The sequence below is a fragment of the Niallia sp. FSL R7-0648 genome, from assembly GCF_038007005.1.
Taxonomy (GTDB): Bacteria; Bacillota; Bacilli; order Bacillales; family Cytobacillaceae; genus Niallia; species Niallia circulans.
Genome location: NZ_JBBOWE010000001.1, coordinates 3945185 through 3963834, shown reverse-complemented (window position 1 = coordinate 3963834; position 18650 = coordinate 3945185). Strand labels below are relative to the sequence as shown.

Below are 18650 nucleotides of genomic sequence, written 5' to 3'. Positions count from 1 at the left end.
TGGAGGAATGAATGAGTATTTTGCAATCAGGAACTCCCACCTACTTGAAGATAATCAATAAGAGAAAAGTGCTGCAAGAAATTATTGAGGGAAATAAGCTTTATTCAAGAGCGAGTTTGGCAAAAAGATTGAAGCTGAGTAAACCGACTATATCAGCATTGGTAGATGAGCTGGTGGAAGAAGGCTGGATTATTGAAAAAGAAAGCAAAAAGGCGGCAAAAAAAGGGGGGAGAAAACCTGTCCATTTATTGTTTGCCAAAGAATACAAATATACGATTGGCATTGATATTGGAGGAACGACGACCGAAATAGCAATTATGGATTTAGATGGTAAATTTATTCTTCACCGCAAAATCGACACGCAAGAAGCGTTGAAGAGGAATTTTGTCCAATTGCTTGTTGATCAAGTAAACAGCATGTTATCAGACCAGAATATTAGTCATACGAAGGTGTTGTCTTTAGCGATTGGTGCACCGGGTATGACGGATTCTGAACAAGGAATAGTGATCGAAGCACCAAGCTTAGGGTGGCTGCATTATCCATTAAGGGAGCAGATGACAGAACATTTTTCTTTCCCAATATACATAGAAAATGATGTGAATATGGCGGTACTAGGTGAATGCTGGAAAGGAGCGGCTAAAGATAAAGCACATGTTGTTTTAGTAACAATAGGTACAGGAGTCGGCTGTGGAATTGTTATAAATGGAGAGTTATTTCGCGGCAGTCAATTTGCCGCTGGAGAAATGGGTTATATGATTACCAATAAAGACCAGGCAACCGAAGGCTTTGAATCCATTTTCGAAGGCTATGGTTTTCTGGAAAATCATACTGGCGGCCCATCTATAGTAAAGCAGTATCAAAGAGGTCTAGAGATTAAGCAAGAAAAGGAGTATAGTGCAGAGGAAATATTTGAGAAGGCTATCGCAGGAGAAGCTTTTGCAAAGAAAGTCATAAATGAGGCATTAGATCATATTGCTGTCTCCTTAATTAACATAGCAGCATTGCTCAATCCAGAATGCATTATTCTAGGGGGAGGAATATCGAAGTCAGGATATTGGTTTCTCCCTAAATTACAAGCCAAAATTAACCATTATTTACCCATTCAAAGCAGGACAGAGGTTATGCTGACAAAGCTGCCTCAAGCATCCTTATTAGGTGCAGCGGTTCTAGGTATGAAAAAACATGAATTATTATCTAGTTGAAAAAATAGATTAGAAGGGAGATATACATGCTCGTTCAAAATGATTTTCAAGTGATTGATATACATGGTCATTTGCCAGCTAAAGAAGGGAGCAGCTTTATCAAAAGATCAAAAACGGGCGATCAATACAATGCAGAAAGATTAGAAAGAATCTTATTTGGAACAGATTCAAATGGATTTCCGAGAGGCTTTTCCAATCGGTATTTACAAGAACAAGTAAGAGTATGTAGAGAGATTAATATGCAGGAGGATGCTATCGAAACTATATTTGAAAATAATGCTCGCCGTTTACTCCATTTAGAGAAGGGAGTGAAGCAGTATAATGCCAGACAGTAGATCCCAAGTCTATGTAAACCATATCTTAGAACCCATCTATGATTTTACGAAACAACATTACCTTCCCTATTTATTAGAGATTAACATCGCCCATGCTACTATGCTAGCCCGCCAAAAAATCTTAACAATAGAAGATACCCAAAAAATCATTAAAGCGAATCAAGCGATATTAGCAAAAGGTTATCCCAAAAACTATAATCCTCTTTATGAAGACTTATTTTTTATGCTAGAAGAAGATTTGAAAAAGGAAATCGGCGAGGTGCTTGTTGGAAATATGCATATTGCCTTTAGTCGAAATGATATGGATGCAACCATGTATCGAATGGTATCTAGAGAAAAGCTCCTGCAGTTTCTTACCTTACTTGTAGAGTTAAAAAAGGTATTGTTACGTTTGGCAAAAGAGCATGAACTAACGATTATGCCAGCCTATACCCATAATCAGCAAGCACAGCCGACTACCTTAGCCCACTATCTGTTAGCCATCGATTGTAGTTTACAAAGGGACTTGGAACGTGGTTTCACGCTTTTAAGAAGAATCAATGAGTCCCCAATGGGAGCTGCTGCTTTAGGGACTTCTGGTTTTCCAATTGATCGTTCATTTGTGGCAACCCAATTAGCTTTTGATAAACCAATGGAGAATTCCTATGATTCTATTAGTGCTGCTGATTATATGCTGGAAATAGCTAGTGTGATCAAGATTACTTTAAGTACCTTATCGCGTTTTACTCATGATCTCTTGTTTTTTACGACAAATGAAGTAGAAGCAATCAGATTAGATAAAAGCTTAGTGCAAACATCGAGCATCATGCCTCAAAAACGCAACCCTTCATCTTTAGAACATACGAAATCTCTCATTAGTCGGACAATTGGGGAAGTAAATGCTGCTTTTATGATGTCCCACAACACACCTTTTGGGGACATCGTCGATATTGGGGATGATATCCAGCCTATTCTTATCAATGGCTTTTCTCACTCTTATCAAATTATCGAATTGCTGACAGAAATTCTTAAAACGATGGAGGTGAATGTAGATAAACTCCTGACCCGTTGTTCAGAAGGCTTTTCCACCGTAACGGAATTAGCGGATGTACTGGTTAGGGAGTGCCAATTATCCTTCCGCGATGCCCATCAGATTGTCAGCATTTTGGTTCAGCGATTAGCTAGTTCTAGGAAAAAAATAAAAGATGGTTCTGCTGAACTAGTCAAGCAAATTTCTCAGGAGATATTAGGAACACATCTTCCTTTAACAGAAGAACAATATCAAACTGCGATTAATCCTTTTCATTTTGTTATGGTTCGCTCTGCTTTTGGAGGTCCTAACCCAAAAGAAACAGAGAGACAGCGAATAAAGTCCATTCAAAAGCTTGCTGACTTTTCAAAAGAAGTAGCAATATATAGAAACAAATTTACTTCTTATAAGCAGCTGCTTCGCAATAATAACTAACTTGTTTAATAGGAGGGGTTCTATTGAAAAAGTTTTTAAGTGTATTTCTTTTTCTAGCCATAGCAATGGTTATTGTTGGTTGTTCGAAGGGAAAGGATTCTAGCGGGGAAGCAGATGGTACGGTAACAATTGAATATTGGCAATATGCCTATAAGGCGAAAGTGGATTTAATGGATGAGCTTATTAAAGAGTTTGAAGATAAAAACCCAGGAATTAAAGTAAAGCAGACAACTTTTCCATATGAGCAATACAATGAGAAGGTTGCTACACTAGTTCCAGCTGGAAGAGGTCCCGATGTTATCAATTTATATTATGGCTGGCTGCCAAAATATATTGATTCAGGCTATTTACAGCCTCTTCCTGAGGATACATTTCCAGTGGATAAAATCGAAAGTGAATACTTCTCCTTAGTAAATGCAGCAAAATTGGACGATAAATATTGGGCCATTCCGACTGCGGTTCGTACTCTTGCCCTATTTTATAACAAAGATCTTTTTGAAAAAGCAGGCCTGGATCCAAATAGTCCGCCAAAAACATGGGATGAATTAGTAGATTATGCGAAAAAACTGACAGTAAGAGAAAACGGAAAGCTTGTAACAGAGGGGATGGCGTATGAAATTGGTGCACAGCTGAACAACTGGTTTTATGATGCTCTTGTCTATCAAGCTGGCGGTCAAGGATTGAGTGAGGATCGTAAGCAAATTCTTTGGGATGATACACCTGCTGGTTTAGAAGCATTTACGTATTTAGTGGAATTCGGATCCAAACATAAAGTTGGCGAAAGTGGTTTTTATACAGATGATGTAACAGCATTTAAGACAGGGAATGCGGCGATGAATATTGACGGTTCCTTCCGCTTAGGTACATTGGCGACAGATGCACCTGACTTAAATTATGGGGTTGCGCCACTGCCATCTTATAAAGAAAAGGCTACACAATCTTCGTTCTGGGCAAATGGCATTACGGCTAAAGTAGAAGGAGAGAAATTAGAAGCTTCTAAAAAATTCTTAGCGTTTTTAACAAGTGATGAAGTGATGGAACGCTGGATTGACGAGGTAGGAGAATTGCCAGCAAAAGAAGCGGTCGCAACACAAGATAAATATGTAAACGATCCATTATACGGACCATTCATCGAACAGCTTCCATATGCTAATGCACAATTCTATGTCGACGAAACAGCACAAAGACAATATGTTATTGATGCAGTGAATGAAGTGTTGCTAAATGGAGTTTCAATTGAAGATGCCTACAATGATTTCGCAGCTAAGTCACAAAAGCTATACGATGATTATTGGAGTAAAAAGTAAAGATACTGGAATAAAGAAAGGCGGTAATCGTCTTTCTTTATTCAGAAAGGAGGGTTTTCATGTCTGGGAAGAACCATTCTGCCGTCTCCAAAAAGACTGCTAGATTTACGTTAAAGCAACAAAAATATATCTTTGTATATACATGCTTGCTGATACCTCTTCTTTTTTTTATTTCGATTCGGTTTTTGCCAACACTTTATACATTCAATATCGGGTTTCGGGAATGGGATATTCTATCAGAGGATAAACCATTTGTAGGGATGGATAATTATGTAGCCCTTTTTAAAGATGAAGTCTTTCGTAAATCACTAATAAATACATTTATCTATGTCGTTTTTGGTGTAGTAGGACAGCTGATGTGTGGATTAGGAGTAGCGCTGCTTTTGCAAAGGATTAATAAATTTGTCGGGGTATTTCGCGCTATTTATTTCATTCCCTATGTGACAAGTATTGTTGCGGTAAGCTGGGTGTTTAAATGGATTCTAATGAACAACGGCATTGTGAATGATATTCTCATGAAGTTTGGCTTGGAAGCCCAGCTCTTTCTTAAATCACCTGATCAAGCAATTTATATTATTATCTTAACGATGATCTGGCAAGGGCTAGGTTTTCAAATGATTATTTTCCTAGCAGGACTTGAGAATATTCCCAAAATGTTCTATGAAGCTGCGGAAATTGACGGGGCAGATGGTTGGAAAAAATTTATTCATATTACCTTGCCTTTACTAAATCCAACCATTGTATTTTCCGCAGTCATTGGCAGTATTAGTTTCTTACAAACCTTTACCCAAGTGCAAAATATGACACAGGGTGGACCACTTCATTCTACTATATCCGTTGTTCTTTATATTTATGAATTAGCCTTCCAGCACTTTGATATGGGTCTCGCTTCTGCTGCAACAGTTATCTTATTTCTGATTATTTTAGTTATCACAATCATTCAAATGAAAGTTTTGACAAAGAAATTTGAGTACTAGTTTTTTATGGGGGTGAGGAGTTGAAGAAAAGAAACTATTTAAAAAAATCAATCGTCTATATTCTCTTGACCGTTGGGGCTATCTTTATGCTGTTCCCTTTTATTTGGATGGTATCCACATCCTTTAAGCCGCCGACGGAAGTATATGGACTGAAGCTGCTTGCCGACCACCCTACATTAGAGAATTATCGGAAGATCATGGTGGATACCCTGTTTAGTAAATGGTTTTTAAATAGTTTTATCGTGGCAGTTATTACTACTATAAGTGTTGCATTATTTGATACCCTTGTTGGTTATGTTATTGCTAAATTTTCCTTTGTTGGCAAGAGTATTATTTTCTTATTCATCTTAAGTTCCTTAATGATTCCTACCGAAATGCTGATTATTCCTTGGTATATCATGTCTACTGACTTAGGCTGGGTTGATACGTATTGGGGGATTATGTTTCCAGGCGTAATTTCTGCCTTTGGTATTTTTCTTATGAAACAGTTTATGGAGTCTATTCCAGATGACTTACTCGATGCTGCAAGAATTGATGGCTTAAATGAGTTTAAAATTTTCTTTAAAATCGCCATTCCACAAGTATATCCAGCATTAGCAGCGCTATGTATTTTCACATTTTTAGGAAACTGGAATGCCTATTTGTGGCCGTTAATCGTTATCGAGACAGAAGAAATGCGAACACTGCCAGTCGGCCTTGCCTTTTTCTCCGGTGAAAACCAAACTTACTGGGAAATCGTCATGGCAGGAGCTACCATCGCTGTTGTACCACTAATCATCGTCTTCTTAATCTTCCAACGCCATATTATTAAGGGGATAACGTTGACGGGGTTGAAGTAAGGGGAAGTGGAAAAGAAGTTTTTCCAGTTAGACAAACTTGATTAAAGGCTGATCACAAGCAGCAGAGGGAAGTAGTACAACTGTCCCTCTGCTGCCATTCCCATCTATACTTAGACAGATGGGAATTATTTATGATTATTGGTAGATGTTGATTAATGACCAGAACCCATTGCATCCACATGATGGACATGTTTGCTATTAAACCAGATAAATAATACGGAAACTAATACAAATCCAGCTCCAACAAGGAATGGGACAGATGGATTAAATATTTCTGCTAACTTTCCTGCTGTGAAAGGTGCAATGGCTCCACCTATAAAGCGCAAGAAGCTGTATGCTGCTGAAGCGGTAGATCGTTCTACAGGAGCAGCATTCATTACGGCAGTTGTAATAAGCGTATTGTTATTTCCTAATAAGGCACCAGCGAAAATAACTGCTGCGATGATAACCCATTGGGTTGTTGTCCAAATTCCCATAGCAACTAATACAACTGCAAACAAGGTTAACATTGCACACATTGATTTTACGGTTCCAAAACGTTCCTGCAATCTTGGTGCCATAAAAACAGAAGTGACAGCTAATAAAATACCCCAGCCCAAGAATACAAAGCCAAGTCCATGTTCGTCTAAGCCCATTACAAACGGTGCATAGGCTAACAACGTGAAAAATCCAAAATTATATAATGCTGCGGCAATCCCTAAAACTAGTAAGGAGCGGTGTTTTAATGCTCTAAACGGATCTGCCAGGGAAGTTTTAGGTTTAACTGTATTCGTTGTATTCATGGAAGTATTTTTTGGCATTAAAATGAAAATACCGAAAAAGGCAATGATCATTAAAACAGCTACCCCTAGGAAAGGACCTCTCCAGCTCATGGCTCCTAACCATCCGCCTAGTAGTGGACCGACAGAGATACCAAGTCCAATCGCTGCTTCATAAAGAATAATTGCTTTAGCAGTACCACTGTTTGATAGGGACACAATTGCCGCTAAAGCAGTTGCTACAAACAGGGCATTACCAAGTCCCCAACCTCCGCGAAGACCAACAAGCGACCAAATCCCATTTGATAGTCCGCCTAGGCAGGAGAAAATAGCAATGATAACAATCCCCAAGATAAGTGTCCACTTAATTCCAAGTCTGGAGGAGATCATCCCAGTCACTAGCATTGCTACAGCCATCACGGCATTATAGCTAGTGAAAAGCAGCGTTACCTGGCTTTGGGAGGCATGAAGTTTCTCGGCAATAGCAGGAAGGATCGGATCTACGAGACCAAGCCCCATAAAGGCAATAATCCCCGCAAAAAATACAGCCCATACTGCTTTAGGCTGTTTTAATAAACTAGCTTCTGTTTTCGTATTTAAATTGTTTTTGGTTGAATCTGCTGATACAGATTGTGAAGATGACATTTCATTCTCCCCTTTATTTTTTTATTCCCTTTGTTTTTATAGACTAGATTAATTCTTTAAAAGAATTCCTTATAACATCACCGCGACTAATAATGCCTACTAAAACTCCATTTTTTTCAACGGGGACTTTTTTTATTTGCTTTTTACCTAACAGAGCAGCAATCTTTTCTAAATTTTCATCCCAAGCCACTTTAATAACCCTTTTTTTCGCAATTTTCATTACATTCAAATGTAAGAGACTTTGCAATCTATGTTCAAAGTCTTCATCATCCCCTTTAATGACAACCGTATAATAAATACTGTCGATAATATGATCATCATGTTTACCAATGTATCGCAGTACATCTCCATCACTGATGAAACCGACAATCTCATTGCGGTCATTAACGATAGGAAGACCGCTAATTTTATATTGAATGAATTTTTCGATGACAGAACGGACGGTGTCGTTTTCCTTCACTTTATATACTTGGCTTACCATAATATCATGGGCTAACATTTATCTTTCCCCCTTTTTTGGACAAGTAGTTGTATAAGGAAACTATATAATTGTATTATACAACTATATGATGAAACGTCAAATGTTTTTATAGTCAGATGGATTCCTTCCTCCTTACAAATCTTTAATCAAGTATGCTATCATATCTTATAGAAATATTGGAAACGGTGAGGTAGTTAATCAATGGATGAACAATCGCTGGAAGAACTTGAAGTGGAATTATCTATACTGATAAGAAGGGTTACCCATACCTCTTCTCATAAAAAAACTGGCAGTCTGGATCGGTCAGCATACCTGTTATTGCATGAAATAGTGACATCAGGACCTGCCGGTGTTAAAGCGTTAGCAACTGAATTTCAATTAGATGTTTCTACTGTAAGTCGACAGGCGGCTGCGTTGGAGCAAAAGGGCTTTTTGCTGAGAATTCCTGATGAAACAGATGGAAGGGCTTATACGCTCCAGATAACCGAAACAGGATTAGAAGAATTTCAAAAGGAAAAAAAGTTTAGAAAAAGCAGAGTGGAAGAAGTTACTAAATGTTGGACAGAAGAAGACCGTGAGACTTTTGCCAAGTTATTAAAAAAATATAATCAGTCTGCGATGAATGTTCATATATGACTGATTTAATAAGAGAATAGGCATTTGGAAAAAGAAGTGCTTGCTTAAGAGGGAAGGTATTTTCACCTTCCCCTTTTCTATTGGGAGACAAGTGTAATTGGAGGCTATTTGCGTTTTTTGTATGATTTTTATAGGGCCGTTAGAGAGAGGTTCCTTTATGTCTATTTTATTAATATTTTTATATAGTTTGAAAAGCAAAAGAAGATTATTTGCTGGAGATTTAATGTTGATATTCCTTAGTTATGGAAGTGCTCTGATATATAGGGGAAGCACCATTGGGGATTAGTGCGGGATTTGAAGTTTGAAAATAATTAATTTTCTGATATAAAAGTACTATTTTGAGAAAATAAAAAGGGGAATTGACTATCAATTTAGAATATTAAGTCTCGTAATATTACATATTGTGATCAGAGGGGGATTTTTTGGTGGTAAAGAAGAAACTTAAAAAAACAGCACTAGCAGCAGTACTTGGAATTAGTACTCTCTCACTAGGGTTATATGGTCCTCCTGAGAAAGCCGCTGCAGAAGCAGCATATAAAGAAGTTGTCTCCAGTTACGGTGGAGCTCCTATTGATTTAGGCATTGCCAATGATGAGCGGATTATTGAAATGCTGAAAAAAGAGGGAAAGTTAGCAAAGAATGCAAGTACCGGTGAAACGGAAAAAGCCTTACAAAAGTATTTACAAGGCAAAGCAGAAGGAGCTAAAAAAGAAACAAAGGATAAACTGCCGAAAGCCTTATCAAAATTAGAAACAAAGGGAGAAAATGAAACATCTAATCATAGTCTCCAAAAGGGAAAAGGAAATAAATTAGGACAGGCAAAGAAAAATACAGTTGATTCTGTCAAAGAGGAAGCGTATGAAGGGGAAGTTCGTGAAGATAAGGTTCTCGTTTTAGCGATAGATTTTCCAGATTATAAAAAAAGCTCGATTACAAAAGATGAGACAGATATGTTCTATGAAGATTACACACATGAGCACTTTCAAAATATGATTTTTGGCGAAGATGGTTATGAAGGTCCGAACGGCGAAAATCTTGTCTCCATGAAACAATTTTATGAAGAGCAATCTGGTGGCAGTTATTCGGTAGAAGGGGAAGTTGCTGGCTGGTACACAGCAGATCATGAGGCCGCTTATTATGGAGGAAATTATCCTGGGCCAGATGATAGTGATGCACGTCCTCGTGAATTAGTCTATGAAGCATTATCAAAAGCTGCACAAGATCCAAATGTAGACTTAAGTGAGTACGATGTATGGGATCGTGATGATTATGATGGCGATGGTGTATATAACGAACCAGATGGAATTATCGATCATTTAATGGTTATCCATGCAGGAGTTGGTGAAGAAGCTGGTGGAGGAGCCTTAGGGGGAGATGCTATTTGGTCTCATCGTTGGAACTTAGGAAACCTAGTTGCAGTGCCAGGAGCTACATCTAATAGCGATCGTTTCGGTGGCTTGCTTGGTGCATATGATTATACCATTGAACCAGAAGATGGTGCGGCAGGTGTTTTTGCGCATGAATTCGGACATGATTTAGGATTACCAGATGAATATGATACGCAATATACTGGCGGCGGTGAGGCTGTGGCTTACTGGTCTATCATGGCTAGTGGCAGCTGGGCCGGAGATATTCCAGGTACGGAGCCGAGTGGATTTAGTGCATATGCTAAGGAATATTTGCAAGGTGCCCATGGGGGAAATTGGTTAAGCGGCACTACGTTAAATGCGGATGAAATTACAAGTAAAGGAACAGAACTACTGCTGGACGAAGCGGTAACAAAAGGAATAAATAATGACGCAGTGCGTATTAATCTTCCAGATAAAACAACAGATGTAAACACACCGGCAAGCGGGAAATATGAATACTTTAGTGGTAGTGGAAATAATATCGATCATTCTATGAAGACAGCAGTAGATTTGACTAATGCCACAAGTGCCGAGTTGACCTTTAAAACATGGTACGACATCGAGGCTGAATGGGATTATGCATCTATTAAGGTAAATGGCGAGACGATTAAAGGAAATATTACCACAAGCGAAAATCCCAACGACCAAAATCCAGGAAATGGGATTACAGGCAGTACCAATGGTGAATGGGTGGATGGAGTCTTTGATTTAAGTGCATATGCGGGACAAAAGGTCGAAATTGAATTTAATTATTGGACCGACGTGGCAGTTGCTAATCCTGGTTTCTATGTGGATGATATTAAAGTGACAGCTAATGGAGCGGAAATATTAACAGATAATGCAGAAGGGGATTCTTCCTTTGCATTAGAAGGCTTTCAGAAAGATGAAGGAAAATTTTATTCAAAACATTATTATTTATTAGAATGGAGATCACAAAATGGAGTAGATGAGGGTCTTGCGCATATTCGCCGTGGTGCTAGTCTCATGAGTTATGATCCAGGTCTTGTCGTTTGGTATGTGGATGAATCATATAGTGATAACTGGACGGGGGCGCATCCTGGAGACGGATATTTAGGAGTAGTCGATGCAGACCAGCATACAAACTACTGGAGTGATGGAACTGTAGGAGCTACCCGATATCAATTAAATGATGCTGCCTTTAGTTTAGCTAAATCTAATAAAATGTTTTTAGATTATGCTGCTATTAACGGAACTACATTAAAAGATAATTTTACAAAACGAACTCCACTATTTGATGATAGTGCTGACTACAGCAACCAAGGAAATCTAGAAGCAGGACGCAATATTCCATCCACCGGCTTGAAAATTCGTATAGTTGGTGAGAGCAAAGACGGTACAGTAGGAAAAGTATTATTATATAAATAATAATAAATAGAAGAGGCTGTCCGAAAAGTCTCTAATATAAAGCAAGAGGAGAAAAAGGCTCGTTTTTCTCCTCTTGCTTTTCTATTCTGTTGATTCTATCCGAAAGTAGCTGGTGGAAATATGTATTGAAATTCCACTTATAAAGAAAAAAATGGAGAGCATGGATTCATGCTTATACAGGTGACCATATGACCCTTGACGGCCCACATGCAAAGGGTGACTTGCGAAGAGCACGTGCAGCGGCTTTAAATATTGTACCAACTTCTACTGGTGCAGCTACAGCAATAGGACTGGTCATTCCAAAATTAGAGGGCAATTTAGACGGTGTATCTCAGCGCGTGCCAGTACCGGCTGGCTCGGTGACAGAGTTAGTCGCTGTCGTCAATAAGACGGTAAAGAAAGATGATATAAATACTGCTATGAAAGCGGCATCTTCCGATTCATTTGGATATACAGAAGAACAGTTGGTATCCTCAGATATAATTGGTATAACATATGGTTCATTATTTGATGCTACACAAACAAAGGTTACCTCACTTCCTGATGGGAAGTCTTTAGTGAAAGTTGTGGCATGGTATGATAATGAGAATTCGTATACAAACCAAATGGTTAGAACTATTAAATATTTTGCCGAACTATAATCTGTGGCTTAAAAAGATATGGCACTAAGAACTTATGAGAAGTCCTCAATATCTATTGTCTTTAATACATTTAATACACGCTTGGATTCCGCATTGGGAAGTCGGATCACTGCGTGTTAAAAGCAAATGGCATTTTTGAGCTAAATCAAAGCCGCCATAACTTAATAAATGATGAGGGTGTAATTAATGCACCCTCTTTTTGTATATATGCTTGCGGCTTTAGGATAGAAGGTTCTTATGTATTCAAAGCGGCTGTTTTATTTTGGGAAGGAACCGTTACCCTGCGGTAACGGTTTAGCCTAGATGAAGCTCCCATCCTTTATAAATTCAAAAGAAGTATCAAAATGATGACCAGTCAGGGCGGTCATTTTTTATTCGACACTTTTCATGCAAATTTTGTGCAGGGATGTTTTTTGTACCTTTTTTTCATTTGTAGCATATGGGACACCCCCTTCCCTTTTTTATTTTTCCTTAATTAACTGTACACGACCTACTTGTCCATCTTCTAGGCGAACCTTAATTCCATGGGGATGGAAGGAAGACTTGGTTAATATATCTTTTACAATGCCTGCTGTTCGTTTCCCGGTTCTTTGATCTTGTTTTAGTACTATTTCAACAGGTGTGCCTGGTGTTATGTCTTTGCGATTCTGACCGTTCATTATACACCCATGCGTTTTCTTTGGTTATTTGGCTTTTTGGTTAACTGGCTTTTCATTTTTTGCATTTTTTGATTGCCGCTCAAACTTGCTTTTCCGCCTTGTCCTTGCTGTGCTTTATTTGCCAGCTGCTGCTTCATGGCTTCTTGTAAGCTAATTTTCTTTTTACCTTCTTGTTCCTTTGTCTGCATATCGTTGTTCATATCGTTCACGGATTTTTCCTCCATTATTATCGAAATAAGGTTACTCCCTCATCATAACATCAATTGGGTGTCAGGCACCATAAAAAGACAGAAGCCAAAGGGTGTTCACCTCAGAAGGACAGTTTTTCTGCAAACATAATCTCTTCTTTTTGTGAATAGGCTGTAGGAGAACAGGAATGGATGGTGGTAACGATGGATCTGCCGGTTATTTTAGCTGGGCCATTGGTGCGCAGAGTGGAGAAAACATCAGCTTATCTTTGGATAGCTTTAAGTGGAGAATATCAATTGAACGCCAATCTATATGTGATTCACTTCAATCAAACGACAAAAGAGCATGAATATCAGCCGTTTGACATTCAGTCAGATATACAAGTATGCCGATTAGGAAAAAACTTATATATTTATTTAATCAAACTTCAGCCTATCTCCCAAAACTTTCCCACCCAAACATTGTTAGGATACAATCTAGGGTTTCAAAAAGACAAAACAAGCTATGACTTAAGTGATTTTGGATTATTATCATCTGATAGTCCAGTCTCTATTTGTTATGGAAACTTACAATATCCCACTTTCTTCATTCCAGCAACAGTTGAAAAAAACTTCTTATATGGTTCCTGCCGCAAACTGCACGGAAATGGCAAGGATGCTCTTAGCCTTGGAGATGCCAAACTACAGGAGGAATACTTTCAGTTAGAAAAAAGGCCGAGTGCCCTCTTTTTGACAGGGGATCAAATTTATGCCGATGATGTTCCAGCGCCAGCTGCCCTCATTTTATTCGCATTAGGCAAGCTATTAATGGGAAAAGAAGAACCATTAAAGGAATTGTGCGAGGCAGTGGATGATAAAAATAATGCTTTTGATATTACCATCAGCCAGATAAATGGAAGACGAGAAATGGTAAAGGAATACTGCCAATTTACTTCGCGAAAAGCGGATAATCACCTTCTGTCCATGGGCGAGTATGCAGCGATGTATATCTTAAGCTGGAATACGGAGATATGGGAGATAGCAAAAGAGGCAGGGTATCTAAAAGACTTCGATAACTATTTAGAAGATAACCAGATTCATATAGAGACAGGGGCAGATCAGGCAAAAGAGTATGAAAGAAAAGTAAGCAGCTTAAAAAGAGTATACGGTCAGCAGCAAAAAGACATAACCTCATTCCAACAATCTCTGCCAAAGATACGCCGCATGTTGGCGAATATTCCCACCTATATGATATTCGATGATCATGATGTAACAGATGATTGGAATATAACGAAAGAATGGCGGGAAAAAGTAGCTTGTTCTCCGCTTGGAAACCATGTTATCGCTAATGCATTAACAGCCTACTGGGCTTTTCAAGGATGGGGGAATAATCCAGATGCTTTCCCAGCTTCTTTTTCTCGCAAAATCAGCAAGTATACCAAAAGACTAACGGTAAATACACTGACACATACAGAATGGCTGCATATGATGTTAACTTTTCGTGCATGGAGCTTTGCTGCGCCAACCAATCCAAGAAGCCTTGTATTAGACACTCGGACAAAACGTGCCTATCCACAAGAACGAACCTATGTTGTGGGTAGTATGTTGAAGCAGCGGACAAATGGCCCGAATTTAATCCGCAAAAAAGAATGGGATTATTTATCGGAGCTTTTATTTTCAAGCGGATGGCAGCCGCAAACACCGTTAGTCATTATCTCTGCTACCCCCTTATATGGGGTTCATTTAATTGAATCCTTTTTAAAAAATGTTGTCATGCCCCTAACAGCGGTTCTTCCTTCTCTGCAAAAAAGCTTAGATTTAGAATGGTGGAAATTTAACGGCAGAGGATTCTCTTTTTTTCATCAACAAATAGCAGAATGGAACCCAAGTGAATGCCTTATTCTTTCTGGTGATGCTCATATGGCCTCTGCCATCGAAGTAGAAGTTTATTTCCAGCAAGAACAAAAACGAATTATACATCAATTTACAAGCAGCCCCATTAAAAATCAGTCTTTTGAAGGATTATCAGGCTTTGCTTTAAAAAGCATTCTTATGCTTAGACAAAGTCGTACGAAGGAAAAGAAAATGTCACGCTATTGCGGACATGATTATGTAATTCAAGAAAAGGAAGCAGGTGCTCCTTTTCTGTGGAAAGAAATAATCGCCCATCAAGTATTGGCAAGTGGATCATTGATTGATACAAGGAATAATTTAGGCTGGCTAGCTTTTGACAAAAATGGGTTTAGGCATCATTTTCTAAGAAAATAATCAATTTATTTTATAAAGAGCACCTCTTTTTTCTTCCTTTTGCGCAACGCTATTGTAAAAGAAGGAAAGAGTAGGAGCTCTTTTCTTTTAAAACTGCTAGTCGCCAATAGTACCTGTATTTTTAAAATTTATATAGATTAGAAGATTCAGAAAAGTGTGGTTGCTAATTCCGAGTAAGTGTATTAGAATAATAGAAAATTAAACTCTTTACAAAGATAAAGGGAAGGTTCAGGAGGTTAATCATTGATCGATTTAGTGTATCGTTTTGGCCCTCAAAATTATTATCATTATGCTGGAGTAATTAATACACTACCGAAGTTTTTGGAAGACAACCACATACAATTTCCATTAATAATTCATGGGGAAAAGTCATGGCAGGCTGTTCAACCTTATTGGCCCGAAACTGAATTTCAGAATCCCTATAAAGAAATTTTGTTTGCTGGTGAATGCAGCTATGAAGAAATAGACCGAATATGGAACGAAGCCTTGCACCACCAGCATGATGCCATAATAGGAGTTGGTGGAGGGAAAGTTTTAGATACGGTAAAAGCGGTGGCAAGTAAAGCAAAAATACCTTGTATCTTAATTCCTACATTGCCTTCAAATTGTGCTAGCTTTACCCCCATCAGTATTGTTTATTCTGCTGAAGGAGACCATCTTGGTACAATACGACATAGTCAATCAAATTATATGGTAATGGTTGAACCAGAATTATTAGTTAAAGCACCAATCGAGCATTTGACTTCTGGAATTGGCGATACCTTGGCTAAATGGTATGAAAGTAAAATTCGTTTTAAGAAATTAACAAGTGAAGAAATATCCATTCCATTGGAACTGTCTCATACTGCTGCTAAGCAATGTCGAGATAATATTTTAAAATGGGGTGAAGCTGCTGTTATAGCTGCTGAAGCTAAAAAAAGCAATGCAGACTTCTCTCGCATGATTGATACGATTTATGCCGTAGCCGGCCTTGTTGGAGGATTGGGAGGGAAATTTGGGCAAAGCGTTGGCGCACATGCCTTTAATTACGGATATGTCAGTTTGGGGAAAAAGAGACATTTACATGGCAGCCTTGTTGCGTACGGAATATTATTTCAGTTGAGTTTGGAAGAAAATTATGAAGAAATAAAACAATTAGTTCCTTTATATAAAAAATTGAAGTTGCCAATATGCTGGAGAGATTTACATTTATCCCCTGAGAAAGGTGACCTTGAAAACATGGCTGATCAAATATTAAGACCATCCTCTAGAATTTATGCATTGCCAATGGAGCTAACCAAGCAAAAGGTAATAGATGGCCTGGAAAAATTAGAATCATTTATTACAGAAAATGAGGTGGGGTTAAATGCATTTTGATTGCTCTGAACGTCTGGGTAAATTAAAGCCGAAATATTTAGTCGTTCAAAATAAACGGATAAAAGAACTTCAGCAATCAGATAAGCAGGTAATTAATCTCGGAAGAGGAAATCCAGATCAGCCAACTTTTCCCCGTATTGTGGAGTGCCTGCAAGAAGCCATATATGATAAGAACAACCATGGTTATCCACCTTATGGCGGAAAACAAGATTTTAAAAAAGCTATTGTGGATTTTTATCGAAAGGAGTATGGAGCAAATATTTCGTCTAATCAGGTTGCGATCATGAATGGTTCTACAATAGCCTTATCTGGATTAGCACAGGCCCTCTTAAATCCTGGGGATATTGCATTGGTTCCTGATCCTGGTTTCTTTGGATATCAAGCGGCTGTTGAGTTGGCAGGTGGAGAACCATTTTTTGTTCCGATTAGCGAGAATAATCATTTTTTAGTTGATTATTCAAGCATCCCAGAAGAGGTCAGTCAAAGAGCAAAGATTTTATTTTTAAATTATCCGAACAATCCAACAGGTGCAAATGCCACAAGGGAATTTTTCGAAGAAACGATTACATATGCCAATAAATATGGGATTGCTGTCATTCATGATTTTGCTTATGCAGATATCTACTATACAGAGGAAAAGCCAATCAGTTTTTTATCCATTTCCGGGGCAGCGGAAGTAGGAGTTGAAATTTATACCTTCTCCAAAACATTTAATATGGCTGGTTGGAGGAGTGGATTTACAGTAGGGAATGAATCGCTTATCAAACATTTAAGTGCCTATTTACAAAATGCAGTTGGCGGTGTTTTTGGTGGAATACAGGATGCATCTGTGTTTGCTCTATTACATCAACAGGCAGAACGTAATGCCTTAAGAGAGTTATATCATGAGCGGCAATTGTTAGTTGAAAAATGTTTAGAAACGCTAGATTGGGAGTATGTTGCCCCACAAGGAACATTTTTCCTTTGGGCTAAGGTTCCGTTACCAATGAATTCGGTTGAATTTGCCGAACAATTACTAGAAGAAGCGTTGGTAGCAGTGGTTCCGGGCAGTATATACGGCAAAAACGGAGAGGGATGGATTCGCATTAGTTTGGTGACCTCTTTGGAACAGTTGAAAGAATCATTTGAGCGAATAAAGAGATTTTTACTAAGGAAGCGGGGGAATGAAAATGAAAACCTTTCTAAAGCTTAATGCACTTCTTATTGTTGTTATTTCAATAAATCTATTAGCTGCTTGTAGTAATTCTGCTAATTCACAAGAAGAATCGACGAAAACTGCTAGCAAAAGCGAAACGTCAGATAAAAAGGTTATCCGCGTTGGCGCAACTGGTCAAAGTTTTCCAAACTCTTATCAAGAGGATGGAGAATTAATCGGTTTTGATGTGGAAGTACTTGAAACGATTGCAAAGAATTTAGGGTATAAAGTGCAATGGACATTAGCAGGCTTTGAAGGGTTAGTAGGGCAGCTAGGGGTCGGAAAACTTGATACGATTGCTAATGCCTTTGAATATACAGAGGAAAGGGCAGAACAATATAATTATTCGACAACTTATTCTTATACAAGTACAGGGATTGCTGTTCTTAAAGATAGTCCTTATGATTCTGTAAAGGATTTAAATGGACAAACAGTTGCTGGAGTATTAGGGTCTAATAAAATTAATGTATTGGAAGATTATGTGAAGAAAAATGGATTAGATATTGAAGTCAGACAATATGAAACAAGAGATGGTCCACAATCGGATACAATTAAGGGTGCCGTAGCAGGTTATGTCCAAGGAAAACCTATTTTGCAAGCAACAATAAATAAATCGAAATTACCTCTGAAAATATTAGAGGATGACTTAAAGAAATCAGAAATTGGTTTCCCGTTTGCAAAAACAGAACAAGGGGATGCGTTAAGAAAAGCGTTTAATGCAGAAATAGAAAAGCTGAGAGCGGATGGAACACTAGCTGAAATCTCGGAAAAGTATTATGGAGATGATATTACTTCTGAGGAGTAACGAGAAATTTATTGAATTTTTGATTAATTAAGTAGTGGAAGAAAAGTTTTCTATTAAATAGTGTATAGGCTTCTTCGTGTAGAAGAAGCCTAATTATATTTTGTCCTTTTAAATTGCGAGTTTAGAACGTCTGTTTTTCC

Annotated in this window: 16 protein-coding genes and 2 pseudogenes; 14 read left to right on the top strand and 4 right to left on the bottom strand. The window is 38.2% G+C overall.

Annotated features, from left to right (window positions below):
• Window positions 1–11 precede the first annotated feature (11 nt).
• From NSQ89_RS19195 to NSQ89_RS19170, 6 genes and pseudogenes are all read left to right on the top strand, one after another.
• Window positions 12–1202 carry an ROK family transcriptional regulator gene (locus NSQ89_RS19195; RefSeq protein ID WP_047942078.1) on the top strand — a complete coding sequence of 397 codons (1191 nt, stop codon included), beginning with the start codon at window positions 12–14 and terminating at the stop codon, window positions 1200–1202.
• 143 nt (window positions 1203–1345) lie between these two features.
• Window positions 1346–1537 (top strand): annotated as a pseudogene (locus NSQ89_RS19190) (amidohydrolase family protein); the annotation flags it as partial.
• Window positions 1524–2981 (top strand): argininosuccinate lyase, encoded by a 1458-nt coding sequence (gene argH, locus NSQ89_RS19185; RefSeq protein ID WP_095259247.1) that lies wholly within the window; start codon window positions 1524–1526, stop codon window positions 2979–2981. The pseudogene NSQ89_RS19190 and the gene argH, both read left to right, overlap by 14 nt.
• A gap of 23 nt (window positions 2982–3004) precedes the next feature.
• A complete protein-coding gene (locus tag NSQ89_RS19180; RefSeq protein ID WP_235844469.1) occupies window positions 3005–4288 on the top strand; it encodes an extracellular solute-binding protein in 1284 nt (427 codons plus the stop codon).
• 59 nt (window positions 4289–4347) lie between these two features.
• Window positions 4348–5265, top strand: coding sequence for a carbohydrate ABC transporter permease (locus tag NSQ89_RS19175; RefSeq protein WP_095259248.1), 918 nt, complete (start codon window positions 4348–4350; stop codon window positions 5263–5265).
• A 20-nt stretch (window positions 5266–5285) separates the two neighbouring features.
• The gene (locus tag NSQ89_RS19170; protein WP_235850138.1) at window positions 5286–6104 is read left to right on the top strand and encodes a carbohydrate ABC transporter permease; all 819 of its coding nucleotides are present in this window, start codon (window positions 5286–5288) and stop codon (window positions 6102–6104) included.
• 152 nt (window positions 6105–6256) lie between these two features.
• Here NSQ89_RS19170 and NSQ89_RS19165 read toward each other — a convergent pair whose 3' ends face one another.
• The gene (locus NSQ89_RS19165; RefSeq protein WP_047942090.1) at window positions 6257–7507 is read right to left on the bottom strand and encodes an MFS transporter; all 1251 of its coding nucleotides are present in this window, start codon (window positions 7505–7507) and stop codon (window positions 6257–6259) included.
• Between the two features lie 43 nt (window positions 7508–7550).
• A complete protein-coding gene (locus NSQ89_RS19160; RefSeq protein WP_061798199.1) occupies window positions 7551–8006 on the bottom strand; it encodes a CBS domain-containing protein in 456 nt (151 codons plus the stop codon).
• 183 nt (window positions 8007–8189) lie between these two features.
• Between NSQ89_RS19160 and NSQ89_RS19155 the strand changes: the two genes are divergently transcribed.
• The 4 genes and pseudogenes from NSQ89_RS19155 to NSQ89_RS19140 all read left to right on the top strand — a co-directional run bounded on the left by NSQ89_RS19155 (window position 8190) and on the right by NSQ89_RS19140 (window position 12350).
• A complete protein-coding gene (locus NSQ89_RS19155; RefSeq protein WP_047942092.1) occupies window positions 8190–8624 on the top strand; it encodes a MarR family winged helix-turn-helix transcriptional regulator in 435 nt (144 codons plus the stop codon).
• A 425-nt stretch (window positions 8625–9049) separates the two neighbouring features.
• On the top strand, window positions 9050–11419 hold the full coding sequence (locus tag NSQ89_RS19150) for an immune inhibitor A domain-containing protein (protein WP_047942093.1): 2370 nt from the start codon (window positions 9050–9052) through the stop codon (window positions 11417–11419).
• 164 nt (window positions 11420–11583) lie between these two features.
• A pseudogene (locus NSQ89_RS19145) lies at window positions 11584–12060 on the top strand (type I glyceraldehyde-3-phosphate dehydrogenase); the annotation flags it as partial.
• Between the two features lie 113 nt (window positions 12061–12173).
• Complete coding sequence (locus NSQ89_RS19140) at window positions 12174–12350, top strand: hypothetical protein (protein WP_341133052.1); 177 nt, start codon at window positions 12174–12176, stop codon at window positions 12348–12350.
• Between the two features lie 171 nt (window positions 12351–12521).
• On the opposite strand, the gene NSQ89_RS19135 is transcribed toward NSQ89_RS19140, so the two are convergent.
• A complete protein-coding gene (locus NSQ89_RS19135) occupies window positions 12522–12719 on the bottom strand; it encodes a YwbE family protein (RefSeq protein ID WP_047942094.1) in 198 nt (65 codons plus the stop codon).
• Window positions 12719–12919 (bottom strand): hypothetical protein, encoded by a 201-nt coding sequence (locus tag NSQ89_RS19130; protein WP_095259271.1) that lies wholly within the window; start codon window positions 12917–12919, stop codon window positions 12719–12721. Before NSQ89_RS19130 ends, NSQ89_RS19135 begins: the two co-directional genes overlap by 1 nt.
• 180 nt (window positions 12920–13099) lie before the next feature.
• On the opposite strand from NSQ89_RS19130, the gene NSQ89_RS19125 reads away from it, so the two are divergent.
• The 4 genes from NSQ89_RS19125 to NSQ89_RS19110 all read left to right on the top strand — a co-directional run bounded on the left by NSQ89_RS19125 (window position 13100) and on the right by NSQ89_RS19110 (window position 18510).
• On the top strand, window positions 13100–15154 hold the full coding sequence (locus NSQ89_RS19125) for a hypothetical protein (RefSeq protein WP_341133051.1): 2055 nt from the start codon (window positions 13100–13102) through the stop codon (window positions 15152–15154).
• Between the two features lie 243 nt (window positions 15155–15397).
• Window positions 15398–16510, top strand: a complete 1113-nt coding sequence (locus tag NSQ89_RS19120; RefSeq protein ID WP_053215661.1) for an iron-containing alcohol dehydrogenase family protein — start codon at window positions 15398–15400, stop codon at window positions 16508–16510.
• Window positions 16500–17702, top strand: a complete 1203-nt coding sequence (locus NSQ89_RS19115) for an aminotransferase class I/II-fold pyridoxal phosphate-dependent enzyme (RefSeq protein WP_251689161.1) — start codon at window positions 16500–16502, stop codon at window positions 17700–17702. Before NSQ89_RS19120 ends, NSQ89_RS19115 begins: the two co-directional genes overlap by 11 nt.
• The gene (locus NSQ89_RS19110) at window positions 17680–18510 is read left to right on the top strand and encodes a transporter substrate-binding domain-containing protein (protein WP_095322503.1); all 831 of its coding nucleotides are present in this window, start codon (window positions 17680–17682) and stop codon (window positions 18508–18510) included. The genes NSQ89_RS19115 and NSQ89_RS19110 overlap by 23 nt, the downstream gene beginning before the upstream one ends.
• The last annotated feature ends 140 nt before the right edge of the window (window positions 18511–18650 follow it).